This is a genomic window from Thiocapsa sp., assembly GCF_018399035.1.
Classification (GTDB): domain Bacteria; phylum Pseudomonadota; class Gammaproteobacteria; order Chromatiales; family Chromatiaceae; genus Thiocapsa.
In genome coordinates, this window is record NZ_CP073760.1 from 169,833 (window position 1) to 183,092 (window position 13,260).

Below are 13,260 nucleotides of genomic sequence, written 5' to 3' on the forward strand. Positions count from 1 at the left end.
GAGGGCTCCGGCTCCGTTGTCGTGCTCGGCGGTAAGCCCCGGATCCCTTCCCGCTCAAGGATGCCGATGCCTGCACGGGTATCGAGGCCCGGTTTCGGCATCGGTCAGTCGCCCAAGGGCCCGGTCACCGGGACGAAACGCACCGGCAGGAGGTCGCGTCGGCGCAGGCTGCCGTCCTCCCCCTTGTCGAAGATTGCGAGCTGCTGCACGGCATGTGTCTCTCCGATCGGCATCACCAGGCGGCCGCCGGGTTTGAGCTGAGCGATCAGGTGATCCGGAATCACGGGCGCGGCGGCGGTCAGGATGATGCCGTCGAAGGGAGCGGCCTCGGGCCAGCCGAGCCAGCCGTCTCCGGCGCGGACTTTGACCTGCGGATAGCCGGCGGCCCCCAAGTTTGCAACGGCGCGCTCGGCCAGCTCCGGGACGATCTCGACCGAATAGACCTCGACCCCCATGTCGGCCAGCACGGCGGCCTGATACCCGGACCCGGTGCCCAGCTCGAAGACCCGGTCGCCCGGGCCGACATCGAGCAGCTGGCTCATGATGGCGACGATGTAGGGCTGAGAGATGGTCTGCCCGCCGCCGATCGGCAGCGGATGATTGGCATAGGCCAAGGCGCGTTGGGCGTTCGGCACGAAGGCGTGACGGGGCACCCGGAGCATGGCCTCGGCGACGCGAGGATCGAGCCGCGCGAAACCCAGCTCCGGGGCGGTCATGCGGACCTCGGCCTCGATCTTCTCGACGAGTCGTTGACGTTCAGCGGTCATGTCCTGTTCCGATGCGCAGGCGTTGACCGTCGCGACCAGGCAGAGTCCGACGGCGAGGAGTAACCCGTGAAGTGAACGGCAAAGGCTTCGGCGCTCGGTCATTTGAACAGATCCTCCGCGGCACGTTTCAGCGACTCCGGGTCGGTCGCCGCGCTCGGCGTCTCGACGGTTTGCGACGAGGGCGATCGCAGCAGAGGCTGGAACCAGTCGCAGAAGTTGGCCCGATCCTTCGCGATGACGCGATCCACCATCGGCTCCCGACACTCGTTGGGTCGTCCGGGCGCATAGTGCCGACAGTTGCGACAGCAATGGGTCGGTTTGTCGCATCCGGTGCAGCGCAGCTCTCGCCCGTAATCGAGCTTAGTCAGTCCCCGCCCGCAATTCCAGCAATGTCCTCTGATCTCCTCGCCCATGAGTCGCCTCGATCAAGCCCGATGATCGTGCCATTGTCCGCCGTCTTTCCGGATGCGGCCAGATCCGTATCGTCGGAATCCCGGTCGCGACTCGTGCTTCCGGGGCGGTGTCAGTCCCCCATGTTGCGCGGCCAAGGCGGGATCCGCCAATCCAGCCCCAACCCGAGCGCATCCGTGACGTTCATGACCCGGTCCGCCCAACGATGCCGCATCAAGCCGAGCAAGGGCGAGCCGATCAAGGTCAGCGCCAAGACGAGCCAGACATACTCCTGATGTTGCACCCAGAAGAGCGGGCGGCGATCGAGCAGCACGTCACGCAGCGTCCCGCCGCCGAACGCAGTCACGAACGCGACCGTGAAGACCCCGACGATATCCATCCGCCGCCGCGCGGCCTCGATCAGACCGGACACGGCGAAGGCGATGATGGCGCCGATTTCGATGATGGTCAGCATGAGCTTCTATGGCCGTCCGGCGACTCGCGATGCCCGAGAGCGTCCTGCGCGCGCCGGCACAAGTGCGTCGGGACCCGAGGTATGACGCCTCCTTGATCCAGTGTGCTATGGTCCCGAGAAATCATCGGCATCGGTCGGGAGTTGCGGGCATGGCCACCATCACCTTCGATACCTTAAAGTTTGTCGAGAAGCTCAAATCAGGGGGAATTCCTGAGGATCAGGCGAAGGTCATCTCCGAAGCGTTCCGGGATGCGTCCGGAGAAGCAGAGCTGATCACGAAGAAAGACCTGCAGATCGAGCTTGCGCCCGTCCGGTCGGACATCAGCCTCATCAAGTGGATGATGGGAATCCTGCTTGGAGGCGTGATGGCCCTTTTGCTCAAGTCATTTTTCCCCGCGTAGCCGACACCGCCGACGGCATCACCTCCGGCGCTCGGCACGGTCCACCGCCGCCACCGCACCCGGATTGGGCGTTTGAGCTGTGAGGATGGGTTTCGCTGTGCTCTACCCATCCTACATCTTTCGGTTTTTTTGAAGCGGTCCGTCGGTTATCCGAGGCGCGATAAATCCCTTACGGCGCCGTGGGCGGCGCTGGTCGTCAACAAGGCGTAGGCCTTGAGTGCCGTCGAGACCTGACGCTGGCGGTCGCGCGGCTTCCAGGCGGCCGCACCGCGTGCCTCCATGGCGGCCCGGCGTGTGGCAAGGACCTGATCGTCGACGGCGAGATGCATCCGCCGGCTCGCGATGTCGATCTCGATCCGGTCGCCGTCCTCCACGAGTGCGATCAAGCCGCCTTCGGCCGCCTCGGGCGAGACGTGGCCGATCGACAGCCCCGAGGTGCCGCCCGAGAAACGTCCGTCCGTGATGAGTGCGCAGTGTTTCCCGAGCCCCTTCGATTTGAGATAGCTGGTCGGGTAGAGCATCTCCTGCATGCCGGGTCCGCCCTTGGGGCCTTCGTAGCGGATGACCACGACGTCGCCCGCCTTGACCTGCTCGGTGAGAATGGCGGTGACGGCGTCCTCCTGACTCTCGAAGACGCGGGCCGGCCCGACGAAGGCGCGCAGAACCGAGGTCGGCACGCTGGTGGTGTAGCGCAGCGCGTCCTTCTCGATCGCGTCGGATTCGAACATGCTCGGGTCGACCCCGGCGGTCTTCACGATGCAGCCGTCCTCGGCCAGGTTGCCGAAGAGCACCGCGAGGCCGCCGTCGCGGCTGTAGGCATGCTCGAGATCACGGATACAGCCCTCGGAGCGGTCCAGGTCCAGATCCGGCCAAAGCTGCGCTTGGCTGAAGGCGACCTGGGTCGGGATGCCGCCCGGTGCGGCCAGATAGCGGCGACGCGCCTCTTCATCCTGCGTGTAGCGCACGTCCCAGCGCGCGAGCGCCTCGCCGATTGAAGCGCTGTGCACGGTCGGCAGATCGCGATGGATGAGACCGGCGCGGTCGAGCTCCGCCAAGATGCCGATCACGCCGCCGGCGCGATGGACATCCTCCATATGATATTTCTGGGTCGAGGGCGCGACCTTGCAGAGGTTGGGCACGCGGCGACTCAGCCGATCGATGTCCTCCATGGTGAAGGGCACGCCGCCTTCGTAGGCCGCCGCCAACAGATGCAGTACCGTGTTGGTGGACCCGCCCATGGCGATGTCCAGGCTCATGGCGTTCTCGAACGCCTCGAAGGTCGCGATCGAGCGAGGCAGCGCGCTGGCGTCGTCCTGCTCGTACCAGCGGCGCGCAAGCGAGACGATCAGCCGGCCGGCCTCCAGGAAAAGATCCTTGCGTGCGGCGTGGGTGGCGAGCAGCGAGCCGTTGCCGGGCAGGCTGAGCCCCAGCGCCTCGGTCAGGCAGTTCATGGAGTTGGCGGTAAACATGCCGGAGCAGGAGCCGCAGGTCGGACAGGCGGAACGCTCGAGCTCGGCCACCGACGCGTCGCTCTGTTTCTCGTCACCCGCGGCGACCATGGCATCGACCAGGTCCAGATGCAGCTCTTCACCATTGCGCACGACCTTGCCGGCCTCCATCGGCCCGCCCGAGACGAAGACGGCCGGGATGTTCAGACGCAATGCGGCCATCAGCATGCCGGGCGTGATCTTGTCGCAGTTGGAGATGCAGACCAAGGCGTCCGCGCAGTGGGCGTTGGCCATGTACTCGACCGAGTCCGCGATTACCTCGCGCGAGGGCAGGGAATAGAGCATGCCGCCGTGACCCATGGCGATGCCGTCGTCGACCGCGATGGTGTTGAACTCCTTCGCCACGCCGCCGGCGGCCTCGATCTCGCGCGCGACCAGCTGGCCCAGATCCTTCAGATGGACGTGTCCGGGGACGAACTGGGTGAAGGAGTTCACGACGGCGATGATCGGCTTGTCGAAATCCCCGTCGGTCATGCCGGTGGCGCGCCAGAGCGCGCGTGCGCCGGCCATGTTGCGGCCATGGGTGGTGGTGCGGGAGCGGTACTGGGGCATGTGAGGCTACCTGGCGGGGAGGATCGGATCCCGTCAAGTATACCCGGCTGAAACGCGCCCGGCATGGCATGGTGGGTTGGGTGTTCGCGTTCGACCGCGTGCCGCTAATAACCCCTGCAGATGTGCGTTCTAGGATCCCAAAACGCTTACAAAAAACCGAAACCTGTAGGATGGGTAGAGCGCAGCGAAACCCATCATCCCGGGCGCCGATGCAGCGCCGGAGGTTCGTAAGCCCACCCCGGCATCCTGTGATTCAAGGTCTTCAGCGTGTTTCCGAATCGCCGCTTCAACCGATTTCTTGAACCGCGTCCGCGCCGAGGCCGCGGGAGAATGCGAGATTGAGCCCCGCCGCAACCCGCACCCCGGACACGAGACGCGGTTCAACAACACTCCGTTTCGAGGACGTCGAGCTCGGCGATCAGCTCGGGCGCGTCGAGGCGATCGAGCAGGTCGCGGATGTCGTTGAGATGACAGTGGATGTGATAGAGCTCGTCGTGCGCCGGCCCTTTCTCGCCGTCGAGCTTGGCCGCGAGGTAGGTCCAAAAGGGATCCCGGCGGTCGGGGTCGAGCATCAGGTCGCGCAGCTCGGAGACGAAGCGCTGCGCCCTGGCATCGCAGTCGAGTCCGAGGAAAGAGATGTAGCGGTCGCTGAAGACGGGTGTGTTGTCGGTGGTCATCGTGGCTCGGGAAGCGGGTGATCGGGAACGTTTCGATCATGCTAGCGCATCCCGCGCGGGAGGAGAAACAGCCGGTTTGTAGCTGGAGGATGGGTTTCGCTGCGCTCTACCCATCCTACGATCCGGCGTTGGCGGGTGGGGGTATAATCGCGCGACCTGTTTGAAATCAAAACGGCCCGGGGTCGGCTCATGCCGAGCCGCCCGGCCGAGACGGCCGTACACCACCGACAATTCCAAGGCGGGAGATGTGAGCATGACCGGAGAGACCATGACAGGAAAGACCAGGACAGCGACCGAGAAAACCGCCGATCGCAAGGGGCGGGGGGCTCCTCTCGGCGAGGCGCTCGACGCACCGCGTTTGCAGTTCAAGAGCGCAGACGGCTGGCAGATCGCCTATTACGCCGACACCTCCGCCAGCGGGCGCCCGCTGGTGCTCGTTCACAGCGTCAACGCCGCGCCGAGCAGCTTCGAGGTCAAGCCGCTGTTCGAGCACTATCGATCGCAACGCCCCGTCTACAGCCTCGATCTTCCCGGATTCGGCCACTCCGAGCGTCGCCCGGCGGGCTATAGCCCACAGCTCTTTGCGGACGTGCTCGCCCGGTTCCTGGAGCAGGTCGTCGGGCAACCCGCGGATCTGGTTGCGCTGTCGCTCAGCGCAGAATTTGCGGCGCGCGCGATCGGCAACAAACCCGGCTCGGTCGCCTCTCTGGCGCTCATCGCGCCGACCGGATTCAGCCAACGCGTTCCGCCCGGGCCGGGTTTCGGACGGATCGTCCACCCGATCCTGAAGACCCCCGGACTGAGTCAAGCCCTCTTCAATCTCGTCGCATCCAAGCGCAGTATCCGCCACTACCTCGGACAATCCTTCGTCGGCGAGCCGACGCAGGAGATCCTCGACTACGCCTACGCCACAGCACATCAGCCGGGAGCACGACACGCCCCGCTGGTCTTTCTCTCGATGCAACTCTTCACCCCCGACGCGAGCGACCGGCTCTACGCCAAGCTCACCGATCTGCCCGTGCTCGCCATCGCCGACCGCGACCCCTACATCGACTTCGAGCGGCTCGACGACTTCGTCGCCCGTCACCCGAATTGGTCCCGCCAGCGGTTGGCACCGAACATGGGCCTGCCGCAATGGGAGCGCTTGCCCGAGACCGTTGCCGCTCTCGACGGCTTCTGGGCGAAGTCGGGCGACCGGTAGGATGGGTAGAGCGACAGCGAAACCCATCCTCCAAACCGCCGCGTTGCCGGGTGTCGGTCCGATGCGCTTGGCGCGGGCTGGATGGGTTTCGCTTCGCTCTACCCATCCTACGTGTTTCGCTTCGCTCTACCCATCCAAAAACATCGCATACCGCGCTGGGCGCGGTTTAAGTCGCACCTTGGTCGCTGATGAGCCAAAGGTTTGGTGGTCTGGCCGGGGTTCTTTCGGTTCGCCGCTAAACCGTCTCGACCTCGAACCCCACCAGCGCACGCCGCTCGCGGCTGAATTCGATGCCGATCAGATGGATGGGTTGGCCGGCGGCGCGGTATTTGTCCGCATAGCCGCGATCCTTGATCTGCTGGAGCGCGCGTCCCTCGGGCGCCAGCTCCACGACCTTGAATTCAAACAGCCAGATCTGGCTGTTGAACTTGAGGGTCAGGTCGATCCGGCCCTGATTGGCGGAATCCTCCGGCGTCAGGTCCAGCCCCAGCGCGGCAAGGTGGCTGTAGAAGACGCTGGCGTAGAAGCCCTCGTATCGGGCGATCGGATGGCCATCGTGCCACTGATGCGGAATGGCGGCGAAGAGCGCCTCGACATGGGCGCGCAGGGCGCTGAAATCGCCACTCACCAGCACGTCGTAGAGCCGGCTCGCCAGCTCGCTGGCCTGCCCCGGCTGACCGATCAGCGTCTTTGCCAGGCTGTCGTTCAGTGCCGTCTCGACCTCCAGGTTCGGATAGCCCAGGGTGTATTCGAGCCGCGCCCCGGTACGCCGTGTGCCCGTGAAGGTCAGGTAGCCGCTCTGCCACAACAGCGCCTCGGGGGTCAGGTGATCGACATCAAAGGCGGACAAGAGCGCCTCGTCGGCGCGCAAGCGTGCCAACCGCGGGGTAAAAAAACCGCGCTCGGTGAGCAGATCGACCAGAAACGTCGGCGTACCGGTCTCGAACCACCAGGAGCGAAACTCGCGTTTTTGAAACAGCAACAACAGATCGAAGGGGTTGTAGACGGCCTCCCCCGTCCAGTTGTAGCCGTTGTACCAGTCGCGTATCCGATCCCGGTCCAGGTTCTCGAGCTCCGGCGCAAAAATGGTATCCACATCCTGCTCGGTATAGCCGCAGATCGCGGAATAGGTTGTATCCACTGTGATGTCGTTCAGGTTGTTGAGCCCCGAAAAGATGCTCACCTTGCTGAATTTGCTCACCCCGGTGAGGAAGGCGAAACGGATATGAGCGTCGGATCCCTTGATCACCGAGTAGAGGTTACGCAGCCCGTCGCGCATGGCGCGAGCCGTGTCGCGGTCGCTGAGATGATCGAGGATCGGCTTGTCGTATTCGTCCACCAAGACCACGACACGTTGTCCGTAATGGGCGTGGGTCTTGCGAATCAGCTCGCCGAAGGCCCCGGCGATGTCGAGTCCCGGATGCACCTCGACCGCCAAAACCTCGCGGTTGATGCGTATCAGATCCGCGATGCGTGCGTCCAGTGCGTCGCGACTCTGCAGCACACCCTCCGCAAAGCTGATCCGGATCACCGGATAGCGTGTCGACCAGTCCCAGTGCGGATGGATCGCCAGGCCCCGGAACAGCGGCTCGTTCCCGGCGAACAGCTCGGCCAGCGTGTCGATCAGCAGCGATTTTCCGAAGCGACGCGGACGTGAGAGGAAATACTGGCTGCCTTCTGCGATCAATTGCCGGATGAAGTCGGTCTTGTCCACATAGTAAAAGTCGTCGTCTCGTATCTTGGCGAAGGTCTGAATCCCGATCGGCAGTTTGCGGCGGTGCATGGCTGACCTCGGCAGGCTGTGCATGATCCTAGATCCGGCAGTTGACCGCTTCGTGCCACATGCAAGGGTCTGACGTCGTTGAGGATATTGGCCACATGACGCCTCACCCGCCGGGTGATGGCCGCTACGGCCCTTGGAGCACGCTCCGCGCGGCGCCCGACTGCGTTGCAACGCGTTGTCGTAGAACCACTACGACGCCTCGTCGCGCCTTGCCGGACACCACGCGGGACGCACTCCAGGGGCCGTTCAACTGCCGGATCTTGGATGATGAGCGTGGCAGCGATTGAGCGATCCGACCTCAGCCTAACGGGTCGGCGAAGGCCTGTCATGCTGGGTTTCAACGCCGGACTTGCCCGCTTGATCATCTTGGATCAAGCGCAGGTCGCCGCGGAGGCGCGTGCCCTGGCGGCGCAGCGAGAGAGCACGGGCGATCTTCTGGAGACCCTGGATCTGATCGAGACTGATTGCGTAGGGATTCGGCATTCCGGATATCCGAAGTCAAAGGGGCGCACGCAACGACTGACGTTGCGATGCTCCGCTTGACTCGTAGTGACAATTCAGAAACACGGGGAACACCTTTATGAACGCGTAGGATGGGTAGAGCCTCAGCGAAACCCATCCTCCAAACCGCCGTGTTGCCGGGTTGCGCACCGCCGATTGATCTTTGGATGACGTTGGGTCGTCCGGCGCGGTTTCCTTCGTTTCTTCGATGATTGCGGGAAGCCGTGTTCCGTTCCCGGTCTCTACTGGCCCTTATGCTGCAGGCAATGCATCCGCATTGTCTCGACAAGAACACAGCATTACCCATTCAGGGTAACCACCTCTTTGACCGACAAGCGACATGCCCGCCACCCTCACCCCAGAGCCCCGCGCCCGAGGCATCATCGCCCAGCACCCAAGCCACAACCTCCAGCGGATCCTCGCCGTCGGCCAGTTTCCGATCCCCTTCGTGTAGCAAGCCGAGTACGCCCCCGAGCGTTTCCCCGGCCCGCAAGCGCCGGGTGCGGCATCCAGCGCGAACAGGCGGCCCTGGTAGGTGGGTTGGCCGCGCCGGCGAATTCGCGGAGTGCTTCGCCCAGGCGGACCTCGGCCTTTTGCCATTGCTCCAGGTCGGTCGCCCGGAACATCGGCCCGTGCTCGCCGAAGACCTGGCGGATCAAGGCGGGCGGTGCTTTGTCGGCCGGCAGCAGCACACCCAGCGCATGGAGCCGCAGGCCGGGTCCAGTAGCTTCAGGGTAGATCCAGCCGATGGTTTCATCCTCGCCCCACAGCGGGGCGATGTCGGCATCGTTGAGCAGGTTCAGCACCTGCAGCAGCGCCGCCTCGCGCGGGAAGAGGCGACCCTGCGGCGAGAACCGGTCAAACAGCCCCGCAGGTCTTGGCTCAACTCGTCGAAGACGCTGAACAGATAGGTTCGGTAGGCATCCCCCGTTTCACCCAGTCCGGTGCCGGCCAGCCGCGCATAGAGCTGAAACCCTTTCGCCCGGAAGCCATTGCCGACCGATTCGACCAGCCATGCGGGTCGGGAAATTCCAGAGTCAGCCCCAAGCGCCCGGCATTGGCGCTTTGGTTGCGGTCCAACGTCGCGAATCGTTGCAGGCCAATCTCCCGGGCGACGGCAATGTGCAGAGCATCGGCGCCGCGCAAACCCTGCCGAGAGTCATCCACCAAGTTCGCGGCTGTGCGGTAAGCAGTGCGTGAGACGGGTATCAGCGTTAGGCCGCCGCTGTTGAGGCGCGCGAACAAGGCGAGCACGATGCCGGCCTGGTCGGCGCTGACCAGTGGTTCGGCATTTGACCCAAACCATGCCTCGACCTGAGCCGTGCCGGTTTCTCAAGTCATCAAGGCAACCCAGACACTGGTGTCGACGTAGATCATCAATAGCGATCCGACTGCCGCATGGCTTCCACGACCGACTCACCCTCGGGGAGACCTGCCCGCAATGTCCTAACCTCATGCAGAAAAGCCGCTTTATCAAAGGGCTCCGCCAGCTCGATGGCCCGACGGATCGGTTCCTCCCGGGCGGGCAGATTGGAGATCCACTCCTCCAACGCCCGGTCGTAACCGGCTGCTGGATCATGGGGGCCCGAATGGTGCAGGAAAAACCACGACAAGGACTTCCGTTGTATCGTCGACTACAAGGATCTCTTCAAGAATGCTCGAGAAATCCCAGCAGGGCGCCGACATGGTCCTCGATGCGATCGACCGAATCATGATCGGCGCCGTCGATCTCCAGCAGACGCACATGCGTTCCCGAGGATCGTGCATGGATCAGGCGCGCATCCTCTACCGGAACCACGCGATCGGCTCGGCCGTGCACCAGCAAGACAGGACAGGTGATGCGGGTGATTGTGTTCATGGGCGCGATGGTGTCGAAGCGGTGTCCGATCAGCCATTCCACGTAGCGGATGATCCCGAAGACAATCGGAGCGGGGAGATGCAGATGACGCACCGATGCCTCGGTCACGCGGGCGGGGTGGGCGAACGCGGCGACGCTGATCACGGCCGCGATGTCCGGGTTGCGCGATGCCTCGAACAGGGCGGCGCCTGCCCCGACGGAGTGACCGAGCACGGCGACACAGTCGGCTCGTCCCGGGTGATGCCGCTTGAGCCAGGCGATGGCCATCCCGAGATCCTCGGCGAACCGCGGCAGGGAGGAAAAGGTATCGGCGTCGCTCCCGCCGTGATTGCGGGCATCGAAGAGCAGGACGTTGAAGCCGGCCTGTCGAAAGGGGATTGCCAGAGGCAGCATCAACTCCGCGTTGCCGCCCCAGCCGTGCAGGACGACGAGTGTGCGTGTCGAGTCCGCTGCCGCAAGCAGCCAGCCGAAGAGGGATCGGCGTCGCACGGTCGGAATGCGAACGGCTTCGAAGTCGAGTCCGGCGTCCGCCGGCGTGCCGGTTTCGCGCAGCCGTGGTGCACGAAAACCCAAGTGCACCCCGGCCGGGATTGCGGCTGCGGCCAAAACGGCGAAGAGACTCAGGGTCGTGAGCATGTCGGTCGAGCTCCGATACGGCTTGGAAGACTGCGCCCGAACCGTCGACCTTTCCCGGTCGTCTTCAGCGTACAGTGTTCGAAAAGAGTAAGATGATGGCGTCGGCCTGCCTTTCCAAACGCTCCGGTCGGGAAGCCTCCTCTTTGAGCGAGACGCCCGAGATCCGGCGGTCTCGGTGCAGGACCGTCGGTCTTGGCATAGACTGAAGACAACACACTCATGCCCTCGAGCGCGTTGCGAAGGACGGGACCGCCACCGGCCGCGCACCCTCGAGACGGAGATCTCCGGGTCGTCGTGAGTGGCGCCCCGCTCATTTCCATCGCCGAGCCAGAGGGCGTTGCCTTCGTCGTCCGGACAGGAGCTCAACATGGTTCATGTCTCCCGCCCACGGCTTCACGGTTTGCTTGTCGCCGCGGTCTTCCTGCTCCTTGTGCCTTATGCCGCTCTCGGCGCCTCCGCCATGTCCGGGCCGGCTTGGGATGCTTGCCGCGATCGCGTGATCGCGAGCCTCGAGGCTGCCGGGCTGCGGGATTTCGGCGATGTGAGCGCCTATACGGGTGCGACCGGCACCGGCGCGCTCCAAGCGGTCATCGATCAATGCGGTTATCGCTCCGAGCGCATCGGACCGGCCTTTTGCGATGATCTCTACGAGCAGGTCTATGCGGCTTGCCGCGAGGATGGCTTCGAGGGCATGAGCATGGCCGCGACCTCCTGGGTTCTGATCTTCCATCCCGACGGCCCGCTCGTGGAGCGGTTGAGGAGGGTGTGCACCCAGCCGGCGACGATCGACCGGAGGGGGTTCGGTCGTCTGATCTGCGGGGAGTGAGTGCCTGGACGGCCTCGCAGGGCCTGAGGCGGCGACGCGGTCCAACGGCGAGGCGTGAATCGGGGATCCGTCGGTCGGGCGTCGTTGCGCCGGATCGTCACACCGCAAGTCAATCGCCGTTCAGCTCTCGCCGCGCATGACCCGGCGCACCAGGGGAATGCTCGGTTGGCGTTGCTCGCGCAGGCTGACTTGGTCGATCCGCTCGATCAGGGCGACCAGCGAGCCGGGATCGCGGGCATAGTTGTTCATGATGTAGCGTGCGGTTTCCTGTCCCATCCGCATGCCGAGCTCCGCGGCGATCTCCGTGAGCAAGCGCTCGCAGTCCGGGTCGCTCAGCGGCAGCAGACAGTAGCGCGGCCCCCATTGCAGGCGCGAGCATAGATCCGCCAGGCCAAGTCCCAGGGCGTCCGGGGCTGAGCTCCCCGCGATCAGGAGCGTGCATCCGCGCGCGCGCGCTCGATTGAACAGATCGAATAAGGCGACCTCCCAGTCCGCCTTGCCGGCGATGGCCTGCACATCGTCGATCGCCAACAGATCGCGGTTCTCGAGGTCGTCGAAGATCGAGGGCAGCAGCCCGGTCTCGCCGAGCGGGATGTATTGGGCCGTTCGGGTCCGTTGGATCGCGGCATGACAAGCGCCCTGCAGGAGATGGGTCTTGCCCGTCGATGCCCCTCCGAACAGAAACACATAAGGCTCGCCGGCCCCGGACGCCAGGGCCGCGACCGCGGCGAGCGCCTCTGCATTCGGGCCGGCACGGTAGTCCGCGAGCGTCGGCTCGCGGATGAGCGTGATCGGAAGATGCAGTTGCCCGGGATGGTCGGTCAAGGTTCCGCCTGCTCGGGGATACCGGTTTGGCGCTTCAGCCCGGGCGGCGCGAGAGTGCCGTCGCGGTCTCGGCGAGCCGACGCCCCAAGCCCAGACATAAACGCTTTTCCTCGTCCGTGACCGGCAGGGCGCTGTCGGGTCCTGCCAGGTGCGAGGGGCCGTACGGCGTGCCGCCGGAACGGGTGTGAAGCAGGTCGGCCTCGGTGTAGGGGAGCCCCGTCAACAGCATCCCGTGATGCAGCAAGGGAATCATCATGGTGAGCAGGGTGGCCTCTTGACCACCGTGCAGACTGGATGTCGAGGTAAAGACGCCGGCGGGCTTGCCGGAAAGTGCCCCGGAGAGCCACAGACTGCTGGTTCCGTCGAGAAAATATTTCATCGGGGCGGCCATATTTCCGAATCGCGTGGGGCTGCCGAGGGCAAGGCCGGCGCAGCCGCGCAGGTCGTCTTGATCGGCATAGGGTGCACCGGAGGCCGGGACGCTGTCCTCGGTCGCTTCGCAGACGGTCGAGACGGCAGGCACGGTCCGCAGGCGCGCTTGCAGTCCGCCGGCCTCGACGCCGCGTCCGACATGATGGGCCATCTCGGCGGTGGCGCCGTAGCGACTGTAGTAGAGGACGAGGATGTAGCTCATGGATGATCGGTCTCCGAATAGGGACGCCGGAATGCGCGGGTCCCGGATCGGACCGGCGCTCCGTGTGGTGCTGATGTCGTGGGTCGGGCATTAGTCTAAACCGCGTCAGCAGTGAAAGCCGATGTTTCGTCCGCCCGAGCCGCCCCGTCCGACCTCGCGAGATCCGGGCATTGAACTGTCACCTCGAACTGGTGAGAATCAGCCGACCCGGCCCGGACGTTCGTCC

At 64.7% G+C, this 13,260-nt stretch carries 15 protein-coding genes; 5 read left to right on the top strand and 10 right to left on the bottom strand.

What is annotated here, in order from left to right; translation table 11 throughout:
* Positions 1-104: 104 nt before the first annotated feature.
* From KFB96_RS00820 to KFB96_RS00830, 3 genes are all read right to left on the bottom strand, one after another.
* Positions 105-767, bottom strand: coding sequence for a protein-L-isoaspartate(D-aspartate) O-methyltransferase (locus tag KFB96_RS00820; RefSeq protein WP_300971211.1), 663 nt, complete (start codon positions 765-767; stop codon positions 105-107).
* A gap of 98 nt (positions 768-865) precedes the next feature.
* Positions 866-1,180, bottom strand: coding sequence for a hypothetical protein (locus KFB96_RS00825; RefSeq protein ID WP_213458517.1), 315 nt, complete (start codon positions 1,178-1,180; stop codon positions 866-868).
* Between the two features lie 110 nt (positions 1,181-1,290).
* The gene (locus tag KFB96_RS00830; protein WP_300971212.1) at positions 1,291-1,632 is read right to left on the bottom strand and encodes a TRIC cation channel family protein; all 342 of its coding nucleotides are present in this window, start codon (positions 1,630-1,632) and stop codon (positions 1,291-1,293) included.
* Positions 1,633-1,781: 149 nt separating this feature from the next.
* Here KFB96_RS00830 and KFB96_RS00835 point away from each other — a divergent pair, with 149 nt between their 5' ends.
* A complete protein-coding gene (locus tag KFB96_RS00835) occupies positions 1,782-2,033 on the top strand; it encodes a DUF1640 domain-containing protein (RefSeq protein ID WP_213458518.1) in 252 nt (83 codons plus the stop codon).
* Positions 2,034-2,179: 146 nt separating this feature from the next.
* On the opposite strand, the gene ilvD is transcribed toward KFB96_RS00835, so the two are convergent.
* Both ilvD and cowN read right to left on the bottom strand, forming a co-directional pair.
* Positions 2,180-4,093 (bottom strand): dihydroxy-acid dehydratase, encoded by a 1,914-nt coding sequence (ilvD, locus tag KFB96_RS00840; protein WP_213458519.1) that lies wholly within the window; start codon positions 4,091-4,093, stop codon positions 2,180-2,182.
* 380 nt (positions 4,094-4,473) lie between these two features.
* On the bottom strand, positions 4,474-4,770 hold the full coding sequence (cowN, locus tag KFB96_RS00845; RefSeq protein WP_213458520.1) for a N(2)-fixation sustaining protein CowN: 297 nt from the start codon (positions 4,768-4,770) through the stop codon (positions 4,474-4,476).
* 268 nt (positions 4,771-5,038) lie between these two features.
* Between cowN and KFB96_RS00850 the strand changes: the two genes are divergently transcribed.
* Complete coding sequence (locus tag KFB96_RS00850; protein ID WP_213458521.1) at positions 5,039-5,971, top strand: alpha/beta hydrolase; 933 nt, start codon at positions 5,039-5,041, stop codon at positions 5,969-5,971.
* 235 nt (positions 5,972-6,206) lie between these two features.
* On the opposite strand, the gene KFB96_RS00855 is transcribed toward KFB96_RS00850, so the two are convergent.
* Positions 6,207-7,754, bottom strand: a complete 1,548-nt coding sequence (locus tag KFB96_RS00855; RefSeq protein ID WP_213458522.1) for an ATP-binding protein — start codon at positions 7,752-7,754, stop codon at positions 6,207-6,209.
* A gap of 327 nt (positions 7,755-8,081) precedes the next feature.
* Here KFB96_RS00855 and KFB96_RS00860 point away from each other — a divergent pair, with 327 nt between their 5' ends.
* Positions 8,082-8,297: a hypothetical protein gene (locus KFB96_RS00860; RefSeq protein ID WP_213458523.1), complete on the top strand. Its 216-nt coding sequence runs from the start codon at positions 8,082-8,084 to the stop codon at positions 8,295-8,297.
* Positions 8,298-8,887: 590 nt separating this feature from the next.
* Positions 8,888-9,166, top strand: coding sequence for a hypothetical protein (locus KFB96_RS00865; RefSeq protein ID WP_213458524.1), 279 nt, complete (start codon positions 8,888-8,890; stop codon positions 9,164-9,166).
* Here KFB96_RS00865 and KFB96_RS27340 read toward each other — a convergent pair.
* Together KFB96_RS27340 and KFB96_RS00875 are read right to left on the bottom strand one after the other, a co-directional pair.
* Positions 9,138-9,509, bottom strand: a complete 372-nt coding sequence (locus KFB96_RS27340; RefSeq protein ID WP_213458525.1) for a type II toxin-antitoxin system VapC family toxin — start codon at positions 9,507-9,509, stop codon at positions 9,138-9,140. The genes KFB96_RS00865 and KFB96_RS27340 overlap by 29 nt on opposite strands.
* A gap of 394 nt (positions 9,510-9,903) precedes the next feature.
* On the bottom strand, positions 9,904-10,749 hold the full coding sequence (locus KFB96_RS00875) for an alpha/beta fold hydrolase (protein ID WP_213458526.1): 846 nt from the start codon (positions 10,747-10,749) through the stop codon (positions 9,904-9,906).
* Between the two features lie 367 nt (positions 10,750-11,116).
* Here KFB96_RS00875 and KFB96_RS00880 point away from each other — a divergent pair, with 367 nt between their 5' ends.
* Complete coding sequence (locus KFB96_RS00880; protein WP_213458527.1) at positions 11,117-11,575, top strand: hypothetical protein; 459 nt, start codon at positions 11,117-11,119, stop codon at positions 11,573-11,575.
* Between the two features lie 120 nt (positions 11,576-11,695).
* Here KFB96_RS00880 and hda read toward each other — a convergent pair whose 3' ends face one another.
* Positions 11,696-12,400: a DnaA regulatory inactivator Hda gene (gene hda, locus KFB96_RS00885; protein ID WP_213458528.1), complete on the bottom strand. Its 705-nt coding sequence runs from the start codon at positions 12,398-12,400 to the stop codon at positions 11,696-11,698.
* A gap of 34 nt (positions 12,401-12,434) precedes the next feature.
* Complete coding sequence (gene wrbA / locus KFB96_RS00890; RefSeq protein ID WP_213458529.1) at positions 12,435-13,034, bottom strand: NAD(P)H:quinone oxidoreductase; 600 nt, start codon at positions 13,032-13,034, stop codon at positions 12,435-12,437.
* Positions 13,035-13,260 lie beyond the last annotated feature (226 nt).

Coding starts and splice junctions, on each gene's coding strand:
- KFB96_RS00820 (WP_300971211.1), bottom strand. CDS start 767: ATGACCGCTGAACGTCAACGACTCGTCGAGAAGATCGAGGCCGAGGTC.
- KFB96_RS00825 (WP_213458517.1), bottom strand. CDS start 1,180: ATGGGCGAGGAGATCAGAGGACATTGCTGGAATTGCGGGCGGGGACTG.
- KFB96_RS00830 (WP_300971212.1), bottom strand. CDS start 1,632: ATGCTGACCATCATCGAAATCGGCGCCATCATCGCCTTCGCCGTGTCC.
- KFB96_RS00835 (WP_213458518.1), top strand. CDS start 1,782: ATGGCCACCATCACCTTCGATACCTTAAAGTTTGTCGAGAAGCTCAAA.
- ilvD (WP_213458519.1), bottom strand. CDS start 4,093: ATGCCCCAGTACCGCTCCCGCACCACCACCCATGGCCGCAACATGGCC.
- cowN (WP_213458520.1), bottom strand. CDS start 4,770: ATGACCACCGACAACACACCCGTCTTCAGCGACCGCTACATCTCTTTC.
- KFB96_RS00850 (WP_213458521.1), top strand. CDS start 5,039: ATGACAGGAAAGACCAGGACAGCGACCGAGAAAACCGCCGATCGCAAG.
- KFB96_RS00855 (WP_213458522.1), bottom strand. CDS start 7,754: ATGCACCGCCGCAAACTGCCGATCGGGATTCAGACCTTCGCCAAGATA.
- KFB96_RS00860 (WP_213458523.1), top strand. CDS start 8,082: ATGCTGGGTTTCAACGCCGGACTTGCCCGCTTGATCATCTTGGATCAA.
- KFB96_RS00875 (WP_213458526.1), bottom strand. CDS start 10,749: ATGCTCACGACCCTGAGTCTCTTCGCCGTTTTGGCCGCAGCCGCAATC.
- KFB96_RS00880 (WP_213458527.1), top strand. CDS start 11,117: ATGGTTCATGTCTCCCGCCCACGGCTTCACGGTTTGCTTGTCGCCGCG.
- wrbA (WP_213458529.1), bottom strand. CDS start 13,034: ATGAGCTACATCCTCGTCCTCTACTACAGTCGCTACGGCGCCACCGCC.